The sequence below is a fragment of the Streptomyces sp. NPDC091272 genome (assembly GCF_044757485.1).
GTDB lineage: Bacteria > Actinomycetota > Actinomycetes > Streptomycetales > Streptomycetaceae > Streptomyces.
The window spans coordinates 425408-440862 of record NZ_JBIVVC010000002.1; the positions used below are offsets into that span (position 1 = coordinate 425408).

General features: G+C 69.5%; 14 protein-coding genes. 4 read left to right on the forward strand and 10 right to left on the reverse strand.

Annotation, left to right across the window (positions count from 1 at the left end; all coding sequences use genetic code 11):
- Positions 1-95 precede the first annotated feature (95 nt).
- Complete coding sequence (locus ACIQM4_RS06700) at positions 96-1205, forward strand: methyltransferase (RefSeq protein WP_401588151.1); 1110 nt, start codon at positions 96-98, stop codon at positions 1203-1205.
- Positions 1206-1433: 228 nt separating this feature from the next.
- Here ACIQM4_RS06700 and ACIQM4_RS06705 read toward each other — a convergent pair whose 3' ends face one another.
- From ACIQM4_RS06705 to ACIQM4_RS06715, 3 genes are read right to left on the reverse strand one after another with little or no spacing between them, the layout of a single operon-like run.
- Positions 1434-1691, reverse strand: coding sequence for an exodeoxyribonuclease VII small subunit (locus ACIQM4_RS06705; protein ID WP_401586969.1), 258 nt, complete (start codon positions 1689-1691; stop codon positions 1434-1436).
- Positions 1692-1710: 19 nt separating this feature from the next.
- Positions 1711-2943: an exodeoxyribonuclease VII large subunit gene (gene xseA / locus ACIQM4_RS06710; RefSeq protein ID WP_401586971.1), complete on the reverse strand. Its 1233-nt coding sequence runs from the start codon at positions 2941-2943 to the stop codon at positions 1711-1713.
- A gap of 9 nt (positions 2944-2952) precedes the next feature.
- Positions 2953-4554, reverse strand: a complete 1602-nt coding sequence (locus tag ACIQM4_RS06715; RefSeq protein WP_401586974.1) for an APC family permease — start codon at positions 4552-4554, stop codon at positions 2953-2955.
- A gap of 97 nt (positions 4555-4651) precedes the next feature.
- On the opposite strand from ACIQM4_RS06715, the gene ACIQM4_RS06720 reads away from it, so the two are divergent.
- Entirely contained in the window at positions 4652-5680 is a 1029-nt protein-coding gene (locus ACIQM4_RS06720) for a 4-hydroxy-3-methylbut-2-enyl diphosphate reductase (RefSeq protein ID WP_401586977.1), read from the forward strand.
- 62 nt (positions 5681-5742) lie between these two features.
- Entirely contained in the window at positions 5743-6480 is a 738-nt protein-coding gene (gene ppgK / locus ACIQM4_RS06725; RefSeq protein ID WP_401586980.1) for a polyphosphate--glucose phosphotransferase, read from the forward strand.
- Between the two features lie 482 nt (positions 6481-6962).
- On the opposite strand, the gene ACIQM4_RS06730 is transcribed toward ppgK, so the two are convergent.
- On the reverse strand, positions 6963-7718 hold the full coding sequence (locus ACIQM4_RS06730; RefSeq protein ID WP_401586982.1) for a DUF6542 domain-containing protein: 756 nt from the start codon (positions 7716-7718) through the stop codon (positions 6963-6965).
- 235 nt (positions 7719-7953) lie between these two features.
- On the opposite strand from ACIQM4_RS06730, the gene ychF reads away from it, so the two are divergent.
- Positions 7954-9042, forward strand: coding sequence for a redox-regulated ATPase YchF (gene ychF / locus ACIQM4_RS06735; protein WP_401586984.1), 1089 nt, complete (start codon positions 7954-7956; stop codon positions 9040-9042).
- A 986-nt stretch (positions 9043-10028) separates the two neighbouring features.
- On the opposite strand, the gene ACIQM4_RS06740 is transcribed toward ychF, so the two are convergent.
- The 6 genes from ACIQM4_RS06740 to ACIQM4_RS06765 form a co-directional block, all read right to left on the reverse strand.
- Positions 10029-11897 (reverse strand): ATP-dependent nuclease, encoded by a 1869-nt coding sequence (locus tag ACIQM4_RS06740; protein ID WP_401586986.1) that lies wholly within the window; start codon positions 11895-11897, stop codon positions 10029-10031.
- A 309-nt stretch (positions 11898-12206) separates the two neighbouring features.
- The gene (locus ACIQM4_RS06745) at positions 12207-12581 is read right to left on the reverse strand and encodes a glutamate ligase domain-containing protein (RefSeq protein WP_401586988.1); all 375 of its coding nucleotides are present in this window, start codon (positions 12579-12581) and stop codon (positions 12207-12209) included.
- Positions 12581-13102 carry a C39 family peptidase gene (locus ACIQM4_RS06750; protein ID WP_401586991.1) on the reverse strand — a complete coding sequence of 174 codons (522 nt, stop codon included), beginning with the start codon at positions 13100-13102 and terminating at the stop codon, positions 12581-12583. Before ACIQM4_RS06750 ends, ACIQM4_RS06745 begins: the two co-directional genes overlap by 1 nt.
- A 37-nt stretch (positions 13103-13139) precedes the next feature.
- Entirely contained in the window at positions 13140-14231 is a 1092-nt protein-coding gene (locus ACIQM4_RS06755) for an ATP-grasp domain-containing protein (protein ID WP_401586993.1), read from the reverse strand.
- Positions 14228-15028 (reverse strand): diaminopimelate epimerase, encoded by an 801-nt coding sequence (gene dapF, locus ACIQM4_RS06760; protein WP_401586996.1) that lies wholly within the window; start codon positions 15026-15028, stop codon positions 14228-14230. Before dapF ends, ACIQM4_RS06755 begins: the two co-directional genes overlap by 4 nt.
- A gap of 63 nt (positions 15029-15091) precedes the next feature.
- Positions 15092-15337: a hypothetical protein gene (locus ACIQM4_RS06765; RefSeq protein ID WP_401586999.1), complete on the reverse strand. Its 246-nt coding sequence runs from the start codon at positions 15335-15337 to the stop codon at positions 15092-15094.
- Between the last annotated feature and the right edge of the window lie 118 nt (positions 15338-15455).

The following is a 15455-nucleotide window of genomic DNA, read 5'->3' on the forward strand; positions in this document are numbered from 1 at the left end:
ATGCTCCCACGGCGGGCCTCGGCCGACCCCGGGGTACCGCTGCGGGCTTCGGGGGGCCGTGGCACTGGGACACTGGGCGGGTGACCCTTCAGGAGATGTTCCGGTGGACCGAGGCCGACGGCACCGCGGCAGAGAACCGTTGGCGGTCGGAGAGCGGTGCGCCGGCCCCCCGACGGGTCGTCGTCGCCGACGACCGTACGACCGCGGACGCCGCGTTCAAGCTCGTCTGCGAGGGCACGGCGCTGCTGTGGCGCGGGGACTTCCACAACGCGCGGCAACTGCTCACCGCGCTGGCCAGGCGGGTCGACCGCAAGCCCGCGAAGCCGGGGCCGACCCCGGCCGACAGCTTCCATCTGCACCGCCAGGCCCAGTCCAGGCGCACCCGGATTCTCGGCATGCTGGTGGTACGGGTGGAGCCCGGTCACCTGGTGCCGCTCCGCCGGGCGCCGGATGTCGCGGCCGCGTGCACGGCCGCGTACGGCCCGGCCGACGAGCCGTACACGGTCTCGCTGCGCGAGCTGCTGGGGGTGGTCGGTGCGTACGAGTGGCGCAAGAACGGGGTGGAGGTGCCCGCCCTCGGTGGCCGCATCCACCCGCACTACGGGGTGTTCTCACCGGCCCGCGGCGAGTACGTCGACCTGGTCGCCGAGGCGCCGCTGCCCTCGCTGACCGCCGCGTTCGACATCGGTACGGGTACCGGGGTGCTGGCCGCGGTGCTGGCCGGGCGAGGGGTGGGCCGGGTGGTCGCCACGGACCAGGACCCGCGGGCGCTGGAGTGCGCGCGGGAGAACCTCGGGCGGTTCGGGTTCGGCGAGGTGGTGGAGGTCGTACGGGCGGACCTGTTCCCACCGGGCCGCGCGCCCCTCGTGGTCTGCAACCCGCCATGGGTGCCGGCCCGCCCGCGCACCCCGGTCGAGTACGCGGTCTACGACCCGGACTCCAGGATGCTCCAGGGCTTCCTGGACGGACTGCCCGACCACCTGGAACCGGGCGGCGAGGGCTGGCTGATCCTCTCGGACCTGGCCGAGCACCTCGGGCTGCGCACCCGGGCGGAACTTCTGGAGCGCTTCGAGAAGGCGGGCCTGCGGGTGCTGGACCGCCTGGACATCGCCCCGCGCCACCCCCGCGCGAAGGACACCACGGACCCGCTGCACGAGGCGCGCCGCGCGGAGGTGACGTCGCTGTGGAGGCTGGTAACGGCCTGAGCGGAGCATGAGTGGGGCGTGAGCGGGGCGGTGGGTCGGCCCGGGGCCGCGCGCGGGGTGCACCTGCCCCCGCAAAAGGGGCGCGGGCTCAGTCCTGCGGGTGCGGGCTCAGTCCTACGGGCGCGGACTCAGTCCTACGGGCGCGGATTCAGTCCTACGGGCGCGGACTCAGTCCTACGGGCGCGGACTCAGTCCTACGGGCGCGGACTCAGTCCTGCCGGTGCGGGCTCAGTCCTGCTCCGCGGGCTCCCCCGGTTCGGCCAGGGCCGCGTTTAGCCGTGCCCTCGCGCCCTCCAGCCAGCGGCGGCACACCTTCGCCAGCTCCTCGCCCCGTTCCCACAGGGCGAGGGACTCCTCCAGCGTCGTGCCGCCCGCTTCGAGGCGGCGTACCACCTCGATCAGCTCGTCCCGCGCCTGCTCGTAGCCGACCTCGGCTCCGGCGCCCGTCGCGGCGGCGTTGGTTGCGGCTTCATCCGTCTTGGCCATGCGTTCCACCCTATGCGTGTCACTCCACGTCTCGCGGCGCGTCCCGCTCCGCGACCCGGACCGCGAACTCCCCCTCCGACACCCGTGCCCGCAGCTCGTCGCCGTCCGACACCTCGCCGGGCGCCCGTACCACCGTTCCGTCGGCGCGCTGCAGCACCGCGTACCCCCGCTCCATGGTTGCCGCGGGGGACAGCGCGACCACCCGCGCCCTGGTGTGCGAGAGCTCGGACTCGGCGCGGTCGAGCAGGTGGCCCAGCGTCCGCCGGCTGCGGGCGACCAGGGCGTCCACCTCCGCCTCCCGTTCCGCGACCATCCGCTGCGGCCGTTCCATCACCGGCCTGGCCAGGGCGGAGGCCAGTCCGCGTTCCTCGCGGTCGAGCAGCCCCCGCACGGTGCGCAGCGCCCGGTCGCGCAGGCCCTGTACGCGGTCGAGCTCCTCGCCGACGTCCGGTACGACCTTCTTCGCTGCGTCCGTCGGCGTGGAGGCCCGGAGGTCGGCGACCAGGTCGAGGAGCGGGGAGTCCGGTTCGTGGCCGATCGCGGACACGACGGGCGTGCGGGCGGCGGCCACGGCCCGGATCAGCTGCTCGTCGGAGAACGGCAGCAGGTCCTCCACGCTGCCGCCGCCGCGCGCCACGATGATCACGTCCACGGCCGGGAGGGCGTCCAGCTCCCGCACCGCCTGGACGACCTGTGGAACGGCGTGCACACCCTGTACGGCAACGTTCCGGACCTCGAAGCGGACGGCGGGCCAGCGGTGCCTGGCGTTCTCCAGTACGTCCCGCTCGGCGGCCGACGCGCGGCCGGTGACCAGCCCGATCAGCTGCGGCAGGAACGGCAGGGGCCGCTTGCGGTCGAGCGTGAAGAGGCCTTCGGCGGCGAGGGACTTCTTCAACTGCTCCAGCCTGGCGAGGAGCTCGCCGATGCCGACCGGCTTTATCTCGCTGGCCCGCAACGACAGCTGGCCGCGCGGCGCGTACCACTCGGGCTTGGCGTGGACGACGACCCGGGCTCCCTCGGAGACGACGTCGGCGACCGCGTCGAAGACCTGCCGGTAGCAGGTCACGGACACGGAGATGTCGTTCGACGGGTCGCGGAGGGTGAGGAAGACGACACCGGCGCCGGGGCGGCGGGAGAGCTGGGTGATCTGCCCCTCGACCCATACGGCACCGAGCCGGTCGATCCAGCCACCGATCAGCCGCGAGACCTGACCGACCGGCAGGGGGGCGTCCGCTGAGGTATTGAGAGCCATGAGCCGAGGCTAACGGGCATCCACCCGCCCCCGCCGCCCCCGCTGCGCGACCAGCACCGCCAGGCCCACCACCAGCCACGCCGCTCCCACCACCTGCGCGGTCCTGCTCGCCTCCACGATGACCGCGACCGCGATCGCCGCGCCGACCACCGGGGCCAGGACGTGGCGCCACCACACCGGCGGCCCCTCCTCCTTGCGTACCGCGAACCAGCTCACCACCGACGCGTGCAGCAGCACGAACGCCGTCAGGGCGCCGATGTCGACCACCGACACCAGGTGGTCCATCCCGTCCCCGCGCCGCGCCGCCCACACCGCCGCGACCAGCGTCACCACGGCCGCGAGCCCCAGCGCCACCCTCGGCACGCCGGACTTGGCGTCCACCCGCGACAGCACCTTGGGCAACCGGCGCTCGCGGGCCATCGCGAACAGGAGCCGGCCGGCCGCCGCCTGTCCCGCCAGCGCGGCGAAGGCCGCCCCGATCGCCTTGCTCACCGCGACCAGGTCGTGCAGCCACGACCCGACCGACCCGTCGACCGCGTCGTAGAAGGCGGTTCCCTGCTTCGCCGGGTCGGCCGCGAGTTCGGCCGCCGTCACGGGGGAAAGGAGCGCCACGAGGTACGTCTGTACGACGAAGAGCACGCCGACCATCACCAGGCACAGCAGTACCGCCTTCGCGACCTTCGCCGAGCCCCCCGTCACCTCCTCAGCGAAGGAGGCGATCGCGTCGAACCCGAGGTACGAGAGCACCGCCACCGAGACGGCGCCCAGCACGGCCGCCAGCGAGAACGATCCCATCGACCCGTCCCCGGCGAGCGGCGACAGCCAGTCCCGCTGTGCACCGTCCTGCACGAGGACCACGACGGCGGCCACCACGAACACCAGCAGTACGACGATCTCCAGCGCGAGCACCGCGAACCCGACCCGGGCCGCGGCGCGAACGCCCCACATGTTGAGCGCGGTGGTCACCACCACGGCGATGGCCGTCCACACCCACTGCGAGACCGACGGCATCAGCGCGTTCAGGGCGATGCCGGAGAAGAGGTACGCCACGGCCGGGATCAGCAGGTAGTCCAGCATCGCCATCCATCCGGCGACGAACCCGGGCCCCTCGCCCAGCGCGGTGCGGGCGTACGCGAAGACGGAGCCGGCCTGTGGAACGACCCGCACCATCTGGGCGTAACTGAAGGCGGTGAACGCCATCGCCACCGTCGCGACGAGGTAGACGAGTGCGACGGCGCCGTGCGACTTGGCGTCGAGGGTGCCGAAGACACCGACCGGGGCCATGGGCGCGATGAACAGCAGCCCGTAGACGACCAGGTCCCGAAAGCCCAGGCTCCGCTTCAGCCCCGAGCTCCTGCCCCCTGCCCCTCCACCCGCACCGGACCCGCCACCCGCACCGCCTGCGCCGCCCACACCACCTGCGCTGCCCGCGCCGCCCACACCACCTGCAATGTCCGCACCACCCGCACCGGACCCGCCACTCACCCCGGAGTCGCTCGCACCACCAGGCCCCGAAGCACCACTAGGCCCCGAAGCACCGCCCGCCCCGGACGCACCCCGCGGCCCCGCCGCACCGGTGGGTCCTGTCGTCCCGTCAGGACTCCCAGCCATCATTCCTCCGTACGTACGTACACGCCGTCGATCACCCGTCCAGTGTTGCCCCGTACGCGATCTTTGGCCTCCCGGGCACGGCCTTACGATGGGGGGCATGACTTCCTCCGCCCGCCCGTCGCCCGCCGCCGCCCCGAGTGGGGACACTGCGCGTCGCAGCGACAAGCGTGTCCTGCTCGCCGCCCCCCGTGGCTACTGCGCGGGCGTGGACCGCGCCGTCATCGCCGTCGAGAAGGCGCTTGAGCAGTACGGTGCGCCGGTCTACGTCCGGCACGAGATCGTCCACAACAAGTACGTCGTGCAGACCCTGGAGAAGAAGGGTGCGATCTTCGTCGAGCAGACGGCGGAGGTGCCCGAGGGCTCCATCGTGATGTTCTCCGCGCACGGCGTCGCGCCGACCGTCCACGCGGAGGCCGCCGAGCGGAACCTCGCGACGATCGACGCGACCTGCCCGCTGGTCACCAAGGTCCACAAGGAGGCCGTCCGGTACGCGAAGGACGACTACGACATCCTCCTGATCGGCCACGAGGGGCACGAGGAGGTCATCGGCACCTCCGGCGAGGCCCCCGACCACATCACGCTGGTCGACGGCCCCGAGGACGTCGCCAACGTGAGCGTCCGCGACGAGTCGAAGGTGGTCTGGCTCTCCCAGACGACGCTCTCCGTGGACGAGACGATGGAGACGGTCGACGCCCTGAAGTCGAAGTTCCCCAACCTCCTCTCGCCGCCCAGCGACGACATCTGCTACGCCACCCAGAACCGTCAGATCGCGGTGAAGAAGCTGGCCGAGGACGCCGAGCTGGTCATCGTCGTCGGTTCCAAGAACTCCTCGAACTCGATCCGGATGGTCGAGGTCGCCCTGGACGCCGGCGCCCCCGCGGCGCACCTGGTGGACTTCGCGGACGAGATCGACGAGGCATGGCTGGAGGGCGTGACGACGGTCGGCCTGACCTCGGGCGCCTCGGTGCCGGACGTCCTCGTCGACGGCGTGCTGGAGTGGCTGTCCGCGCGCGGTTACGGCGACGTCGAGACGGTGAAGACGGCCGACGAGTCGATCACCTTCTCGCTGCCCAAGGAGCTGCGCCGCGACCTGCGCGCCGAGGCAGCGGCCCTCGGCACCAAGTAGGGAAGTAGGGCGCGCGGGGATTGCCCGTACCGCGGCCGGTGGTGCGTCGTACGGTGGTGTCCATGAACGTGTTCGGAGTGGACATCGGCGGTTCGGGCATCAAGGGCGCCCCCGTGGACCTGGAGCGGGGCGACCTTGCCGAGCCGCGGCACAAAGTACTGACCCCGCACCCGGCAACGCCGGAGAGCGTGATCGACGGCGTCAAGGAGGTCGTCGACAACTTCGGCTGGTCGGGCCCGGTCGGCATCACCTTCCCGGGCGTCGTCACGGACGGCATCACCCGCACGGCGGCCAACGTCGACAAGGGCTGGGTGGATCTGAACGCCCAGGACCTGCTCGGCGAGCGGCTCGGCCAGCCGGTCACCGTCCTGAACGACGCGGACGCCGCGGGCGTCGCCGAGATGACCTTCGGCGCGGGCTCGGGCCGCAAGGGCACGGTGTTCCTGCTCACCTTCGGTACGGGCATCGGCAGCGCCCTCTTCCTGGACGGCCAACTGGTGCCCAACACGGAGCTGGGCCACCTGGAGCTGCACGGCCACGACGCGGAGAAGCACGCGTCGACGAAGGCCAAGGAGGACGAGGACCTGAGCTGGGAGCACTGGGCGAAGCGGGTCACCAAGTACCTCGCGCACGTCGAGATGCTCTTCTCGCCGTCGCTCTTCATCATCGGCGGCGGCGTCAGCCGCAAGGCGGACAAGTTCCTGCCGCTGCTCGACGGCATCCGCGCGGAGATCGTCCCGGCCCAGTTGCAGAACAACGCGGGGATCGTGGGCGCGGCGATGGCTGCCGCCAAGCACTGAGGCTGCCGCCGAGCACGGAGGCCGCCGCCAAGCATGGGGCCCGCCCCCAAGCATGGGGCCCGCCGCCAGGCATGGGGGCCCGCCGCCAGGCACTGAGGCCGCGACCAAGCACCGACCGAACGCCGCAGCAGGCCACCCGCCCGCCGGGCCTGCCGCTGTCTCACCACCCATCCGACCACCGAGCGAGTGGGCCGGCCGTCCATTACTCGGCCGGCCCTCTCGCCCCACGGCCGGCCCGCTGTACGGGCGGATCGCAGGGTGCTCACTCACTCCGTGGCCGGCCCGCTGTACGGGCGGATCGCAGGGTGCTCACTCACTCCGTGGCCGGCCCGCCGCACGGGCGGATCGCAGGGTGCTCACTCACTCCGTGGCCGGCCCGCCGCACGGGCGATCACCGGGCGCCCCACTCGCCCCACGGCTGGCCCGCCGCACAACCGAACCGCGAGGCACCCTCTCGCCCCACAGCCGGCCTGGCCCGCCCGCTACTCGCTCCGCGGCCGTTGCCTCCGTACTACGCCGGGCGGCCGACCTGCCCCCCGTACCCCTGGTACTCCTGGTACTCCTGGTACTCCCGTCGCCCCCGGTGCCCCCGGTGCCCCCGGTGCCCCCGCCCGCTGTCGGCTGCCCGCAGATCCCGGCCCGCCGGCGCCGGCCACGCGCGCGACCTGCGCGACCTGAACGACCTGCGGAGCCCGCCCCGCCCCGGCCGCCTGGGCCCTCCGTACCGCCTGCTGCCGCCCCATCTGCCGGACCTTGCGCACGCTGGCGACGAGGCCGGCGATCAGCGTCCCGCCGTACAGCCACCCCGCGTGCACGGCGAGGGCCGTCACGATGGCCATCAGCCGGCTGCCGAACCCGTCCGAGCCGCCCGCGATCGGCACCAGCCCGCAGGCGAAGGCGATCGGCACGCTGATCGGGGCGGTGACCAGGTCGGCGGACCGCACCCACAGCGCGGTGACCAGGCTGACCGGCAGGAACAGCACTCCGTACACGACGGGCGAGCCGCCGAACAGCAGCTTGTCCAGCAGCGCGAGCGCCACCATGGTCAGCGAGGCGAACAGGCCACCGCCGAGCCCGGTCAGCCGCGGGTTGGGCAGCCTGCGCAACGCCAGCAGCACGGGCGCCACGGGCCGCCCCGCACCCCGGTAGACGGTCGTGGTCTCGGCGGTGACCCCCTGCGCGGCGATGTGGTGCGGCCGGCGCTGCGGGGGGCGGGGTCGGGTCCTGGGTTGCTCCACCGAACCAACGTAGGTCGCCGGACTGGCGGATTCCGGACTTGGACACGCCCTTTGGGTGAGCTTGGCGTTGCGTTCGACGCCGTACGGGACGTACGGGGCGGACGGGTCGGGCAGCGTACCGAAGCGGTACCCGGTCCTCTCGTACGACACCCCCGCCCCCCGCCCGTAAACTGGGGGATCGGTCGGCCCGCCCCGGGCCGGTACCAGCTCTCTCTCGCTACGGGAAGTCGCCAACGTGTCGCTCACGATCGGAATCGTCGGCCTGCCGAATGTCGGCAAGTCGACCCTGTTCAACGCCCTGACCAAGAACGACGTGCTGGCGGCCAACTACCCGTTCGCCACCATCGAGCCCAATGTGGGTGTCGTGGGCGTGCCCGACGCCCGCCTGGCCGTCCTCGCCGGGATCTTCAACTCGCAGAAGATCCTTCCCGCCACGGTCGACTTCGTGGACATCGCGGGCATCGTGCGCGGTGCGTCCGAGGGCGAGGGCCTGGGCAACAAGTTCCTCGCGAACATCCGTGAGTCCGACGCGATCTGCCAGGTCATCCGCGCCTTCAAGGACGAGAACGTCGTCCACGTCGACGGCAAGGTGTCCCCCAAGGACGACATCGAGACGATCAACACGGAGCTGATCCTCGCGGACCTCCAGTCCGTGGAGAAGGCGGTGCCGCGCCTCACGAAGGAGTCCCGCCTCCAGAAGGAGAAGGTCGCGGTGCTCGCCGCGGTCGAGAAGGCCCAGAAGATCCTCGAATCGGGTGAGACGCTCTTCTCCGCCGGCATCACCAAGGGCACCGAGCAGGGCGACCTCCTGCACGAGCTGCACCTCCTCACCACCAAGCCGTTCCTGTACGTCTTCAACGTGGACGAGGACGAGCTGGTCGACGAGGACTTCAAGAACGAGCAGCGCGCGCTGGTCGCCCCGGCGGAGGCCATCTTCCTCAACGCCAAGATCGAGTCCGAGCTCATCGAGCTCGACGACGAAGAGGCCCTCGAACTCCTCCAGTCCATGGGCCAGGAGGAGCCCGGCCTCGCCACCCTCGGCCGCGTCGGCTTCGCCACCCTCGGCCTCCAGACCTACCTCACGGCAGGCCCCAAGGAGACCCGCGCCTGGACCATTCCCCAGGGCGCCACGGCCCCCGAGGCGGCCGGTGTCATCCACACCGACTTCCAGAAGGGCTTCATCAAGGCCGAGATCATCTCCTTCGCCGACCTGGTCGAAACCGGCTCCGTCGCCGAAGCCCGCGCCAAGGGCAAGGCCCGCATGGAGGGCAAGGAGTACGTCATGCAGGACGGGGACGTGGTGGAGTTCCGCTTCAACGTATAGAGCACGCGTTAGCGTGGATCGCACGAACTAGTCAAGTTCGCAGGTCAGACGGGGTCGGCCCGAGTGGGGGTCGGCCCCATTCGCGTACCCGTGGCTGGATTTTGGCTGGACGATCTGACGTTTCGTCACCTGTCGTCATTCGTCGTTCTCTGTACGGCGGCTGGAATTTGGCTGGCGGGGCGGCAGTGTGGTGGGGCATTGCCGCGGGAAGTCACAGCGGGGGAGGGCATGCGACCCCCCGCGCACCGAGCGCTCCGGGTGGTCACACACCTGGGGCCAGGCAACGCCGCCGGGCCCCGTGGCCGCCCATACGGGGCCGCTGACGGGGGCGCCGACGGGCTCGACACCGGCCCGACCACAGCTTCGACCCCCAGCCAGGGGCCGCTAACCACGAGGGGTCACGCCCCACCACCGGATGGCACCACCGGCGATTCGCTGGTCGCGAAGGTGCCGACTCACCGGAAATGCCTGGTGCTGGTCGACCCCCGCTGAGCCCGTGAGCGGAATCCGTCATGCCCACCCGGCGCCCCATGCGCCCGCGACACACCGCGTCTGGCGGGCAGGCTCGGAACGGCAGCCGACCATGCGTACGACCTCTAACAATCACCCTTGGGCGGCGCGGTGGGGCCTTCAGGGGGTACGCACAGGGGTTTACGATCCCCTTCAATGCGCCATTGTCGAAATGAACCCTAATAATCGAAATATCCCCCTCTACAGGAGGGGTGATGTCAGTGGCGTAGGGAAGAATCACTTGTGGGGAGGAGAACTAATGACTGAGAGTCGAAACGCCTCTGACCAGCGAATACCTGCTCCAAGCGGGTGCCGGTGGTGTGGCTTGGACGCGCGCGAGCATGCTCAGAGGTGGAAGCCACCCGTGGGGTGGCATAAGTGGGAGCCACCGACGCTTGAGCAGCGAAAGCAGCGCATGCTAGCGCGGCGACGTCAGCGACATGAACAGAGTGGACATGGGACCGCCATGCGCTTACTTAGATCGAGGCTAGCTTTTTGAGCTGCCCGAAGATTTCACGGAGCTGGGAGGGGACCTGCTCACGGCTGGTAAGTGCACTCGCCAGCTCGTACATCATGTCGGGCTTGCCACTTGGACCACGGGAGCTGCCCACCCGAAGCATTTCCTCCACAGCCCTACTGAACTTCTTTGCTGTGCGGTGGGAAGTAAAGTCCTCTGGAGTCCAGGGCTGCTCCTTCGGCCACACCTGATTGGCCACCTCGGCCCACAAGACGTCGGGGAAGAGCTCCTCCAGTTCGTTAAACGCGTCGGGTTCACCAACGAAGCGAACGTAGTCGTCGAAGGAGTTACCGAAGTGCCTCTGGAGGCTGTCAGGCTTGAACATTCCATTGCGGGCACTTCGACTGTCAGCATCCACCACAAGCATTACAGAACGGCCATGCGTGACCAGGTAGCGAGCAAGATGGAGTGCTCCTTCGTTATTGAAGCAGGCCCATAGCGCGATACCGGCTGATTGGAGTGACTGCCCCTCTGCCAACTGGAACAGCACTGGAATCGCCCGCTGCTCCGTTTCCCCTTCGACAGCGAGGAAGCTGCGCTCGTGCAAAAGGACGGAGTTGCGGAGTCCAACTGCAGCGGCGATCCGGCCAAGGTGGATATCGATCTCGTGATGGCTGTTGACGCCAAGCCGATCTATAACGGAACGACTGTCCTCCAACCGAAGGTGGACGACGTCCGCGATGTCGACACCGTCAATCAGGTTCATCGAGTGGGTAGCGACGATCACGTTCACGTGAGGCAGCGCACTCTGGTCACGGATCAGTTGCATGATCTTGCGCTGGTGCCCGTAGTCGAGGTGTGTGTCTGGTTCGTCATAGACCACGATCGTCTGTACGGGCGGCGGGGGCGGCTCCTCATCAGCACCAGACTCAGCGGAGGCTGCAATGCCGCTGAGCTCATCGGTGACGAGGAGCTGGCTGCTCCATTCCCAGATCGCGAGGGCAATGCGCCGGGAACTTCCTTGCCCGGAGCGGCCCAGCCCCACGGACTCACCCGTTGACCGGGCGATACGCAGGGGGGCTCCCCTGAGGCCATGTTGGAAGGAGACCTCGGGCTCGACGGAGACATCGGTGAGGTCGCCGCACCGCGAACGAATGTGCTCGCACATTGACTTGGCGTCGTCGCGGAGACGCTCCTTTACGTCGTCTTCGATCTTCTGGAGGCGCCCCTGGAGGTGGGGGTCCGCCATGTGAGCCTGGAAGCGCCCAGTTAGTGCTGTCCGGACGGCGCTGTCGGGGTTGGCCGACTTGCCGTCGAACGGCAACAGGCGAGGAAGGCGACGTTCCATGGTCTTCGGCGCAGGTACCCAGTCCGACCCGGTGGAATGTGCCCGGCCGTACTTAATCAGGGCTGCTTCAACTTCGGCTCGCTTGATGGTCGCCAACTCGGGCAGCAACTCCTTGCCCAACCCCCTGACCTCGGTTACCGACAGCTGAGACAAGTTTCGGATTCGCTCGTCGTCCGGCAGGGGGGCCAAACACTCCAACACAGGTGTGCAGTCAAAATCCATCCGACGACGTACACGTACGTTCTCGGGGAGGTCGAACTCCTCCTGCTCCCATAGGTCGAGCGTGAAGCCCCCCTCGACCCAGGTAGACGCGCAACGGGACACGCGAGGCAGGCCGTCACTATCGACGTCATCCGTAAGCTCGTACGTACGGTCGTCGTCATGCAACTGGTGGTCGCCGACAAGGAACGCGAGGGCAGCGAGGGCAGCACTCTTCCCACCGTCGTTCGGACCGGCGAGGATCGTCGGTGTGCTGACCGGAATGTTCTCTACATAGTTGAGTGAGCGGAAGCCGCACACGGTGTAGCTGTGGAGGTGCACTATTCTCAGCCGCTCCGCTCTATCGCGCCGAGTGGGCCGCCTCGCCGCAGATCAGAAGTGCCCGGTCGCAGTTGTTGACGCAGGCATCACACTTCCCCGACACACCATCATATAGCGTGCCTCGTGCGGCGGTTGATGACTGTCGACCCACCACCGTGCGTTGCAGCCGAGGGAAGCGGCCTTGGCGGGCACGCTCAACGTCTGCGCGACGCGTAGCCGTTGGCAGCCATCTCGAGGTGCTCTGACTTCTTTTTGCATCCTGCGGCAGACGTCGAGCCAGGTGACGAGTCCAGCACCCTGCGGGTCGGCTCAGAACCCGGTGACGGGTTGCCCCGTGAGACGTTGAGCGACCTGCCAAAGCTGACCCGAGCGCGAAGCCTTCACGATGACCTTGTCGCCGGGGCGGAGGATGGAGTCGAGGTAGGCCGCTGCTGTGTCGTTGTCGGCGACCAGCGCGATGTCGGGGACGCCGGCCGCACCCGCGTACAGGGCGGTTTGTTTGACGAGGTCGCCGCCGACTCCGATGAGCATGTCGATGCCGCACTGGCCTGCCATGCGTCCGACCTCGCGGTGGGCTTCGTCGCCCAGTTCCAGCATTTCGCCGAGTACGGCGATCGTTCGGCCGCCGCTGGGGTCGGTGGCTTCATCTTCAGGCTCGGAGGCGGGGGTTTCCGTTGCCGTCATCAGGATTCTCCGCTGTTCAGGGGCGCGAAGGTGATCGCGCGGCCGGTGTAGGAAGGGGCCAGGCGGCTGAGGGGGATGCAGTCGTGGGTCTGGCCCCAGGCCGATGGGTCTCGGAAGTGGATGACTGGGTCCGGGCCAGCCTCGTAGCCGCGGAGGACGACCAGGTGTCCGCCTCTTCGGCCGTCGTCGGGAAACTGTTCCGTCGCGGACACGATGAGCGGGGCTTCGTTCAGGCGCGCGAGGAGATCTTCGACGGGGACGGGCTCGGCGGTCGCAGGGATGCCGAGGTCCGTCGCCAGGGTGGCGACTCCTGCGTGGAGTGCTCCGCGTGGGGTCAGGACCTCGTGTTTCACGGCGAGCTTCAGTAGCTCGGTGACCGTGGGGGCCGTGCGTCCGTAAGCGATGAGGATCATCCGCAGGGATGCCAGGCCGCACGCCCGGTTGGACCACTCGATCCGGTTTCCCAGCGCCCAACCCCCTTGTAGTTCCCACTCCTTGGGGGTGATGAGTTGTCGGCACATGGGGACTTCGTGGACGTGCGGCACAGTTGGCTGGCTCCTACGGCGAGACGGCAGCCTCCCGGGTCCTGGTCGTGCTGGCGAACGCGGGAGTGGGCAGGGGGACATCGTAGGGCGGGCGAGCGAGCGCCTCGCGGAGCATCGCCAGTACGACATCCGTGTGCGTGAAGCCGAGCAGTGCCGCGCCCACGACGAAGTTGCTGTCGCGCGACATGCCGGGTGTGGAGTTGACCTCCAGGACGTACGGCCGGTTGTCCGGGGTGAGCATGAAGTCGATGCGGGCTGAACCGCGCAGGCCGAGTCCGTCCCACAGGGCTCTGCCGTGCTCCGTGATCCTGGCTACCGTCTCGGGTGCCAGGTCGGCGACCTGTACGGAGACGGCGCCTTGGGATTCCGCGTCGAGTTTGGTGTCGGCGTCGTAGAACTCGGCATCGAGGGCTTCCGTGGCCAGTGGCGGGAAGATGGCGACCGTGTTGCCGGGGAGCTCCAGGAGGCCCACGGTCAGCGGTGTGCCGGTGATGTACTCCTCCATCAGTACGTCCTCCCGGGTTCCGCCGGCAGCGTCGTGCAAGGCACGGGCAAGGTCTGTCTGTTCGCGGACGAGGCTCAAGCCCACGCTGGAGCCTCCGAAGGGTGGCTTGATCATGACGGGCCGTCCTGGCCAGACTGCGGGGCCGCCCGACCAGACCGACCATCCCGGCGTGGGGACTCCGAGGCTCCTCATCACTCGCTTGCAGAGGATCTTGTCGGCGGCCACCGCGGATGCGCTGACACCGCTGCCGCAGTACGGCACGCGGAGGTAGTCGAGCAGGCCCTGCAGACGCCCGTCCTCTCCGTACGGGCCATGGAGGTTGGAGAGGGCTACGTCGTACGTGGACAGCTCCTCGATGAAGGCCGGTCGGCAGGGGTCGAGCACCGACCAGTGAGCGCCGATCTCTTCCAGGGAGGCGGAGAGTGCGGTTACGGAGCGCTGGGCGACGGGGCACTTCGAGTGGTAGAGGCGATCCTCGGCCGAGACCGGGCCGTAGATCAGGGCCACGTTGAGGCCCTGGCGGTTGTGCCCCCACGCGCGCAGATCGTCGGCCGCCTTCCGCGCGGCGGAGTCCGGGCCGGGGCCGAGGAAGAGGGTCATGCGAGGGTCCCTTCGAAGGTGTGGGTGACCGGGCCGCCGACCCACTGGGCGCGACGTGGCCGGTCGCGGTGGGGCCGGACCGTGAGTGGTTTTCCGGCGCGGTTGTGAACGGTGACGGTGCGCGGCGCGACGAGGCCGCGCAGGGTGGCGATGACGACGGCCGCGACGGCTCCGCTGCCGCAGGACAGGGTCTCGGCCTCGACGCCGCGCTCGTAAGTACGGATCTTGAGCGCCTGGCTCCCGGCGGCCTGAACGGAGTTGACGTTCGTTCCGAGAGGGGTGAGGCCGGGGTGGTGGCGGACGAGCCGGCCGACGAGGTCCGTGTCGATGGCTTCCAGGTCGGACACGATGGCGACGACGTGTTCCGTGCCGGTGTGTGCACTGTCGAACCACGTCGGCCTGCCATTGACCATGGCGTGCACGCGTCGCGGATGGACCGCACCGACTTCGGCCGTGACCCAAACGGAGCCCTCCCGCACGACCGCTTCGTGCTCCACCCCGGCCATGCGGAGGGTCATCTCGCGGAAGCCGTGATCGTGGCGTGCCGCCCAGGCGGCGCACCGTAAGGCGTTCCCGCACATGGTGGCGGTGGAGCCGTCCGCGTTGAAGCAGGCGACGTCAAGGACGGCGGGGGCACCGGAGAGCAGGCGACTGACGACGAGCCCGTCGGCGCCGATACCGGTCTGGCGGGCGCAGAGGCGCTCCGCCTCCTTCGGCCAGTCCTTCTCGCTGCCGGAGTCGGGAGCGGAGAGCAGGATGAAGTCGTTGCCTGCCCCGTGAATCTTGCGGAAGCGCATGGCGAAGCTCCTCACGCGGTGAGTGGCTGATGAGAAGTGGAAGCCGCTGGCGGAGAGCCGGGGTCAGCGGTAGTCGGGCATCCGGTACGTGGTGGTCGCTTTGCGCATGACCCACGGCTGGTGGTCGGAGAAGATCAGTACGCGGTGACCCGCTATGCCGAGAGCGCGCATGTCCTGCACCTGCAGGTACGTGCCGTCCAGGCGTATGTAATCGCCGACGCGGACTTCGCCGGGCTGGCGGAGGGAGGCGACCATGCCCGGTGGTGGACGGGGCATGGGGGCCGGGTCCGTGGCCCTGTGCTCGTACATTCAGCCCCTCCAGATGCCGAACACCAGGGCGGCGCAGCGCGCCACAATGCAGGCGACGTAGGCCAGCTGCTGTTGGGCCGGACTCATGAGGCACGGGCCGGGGAACCGTGAATCTCTG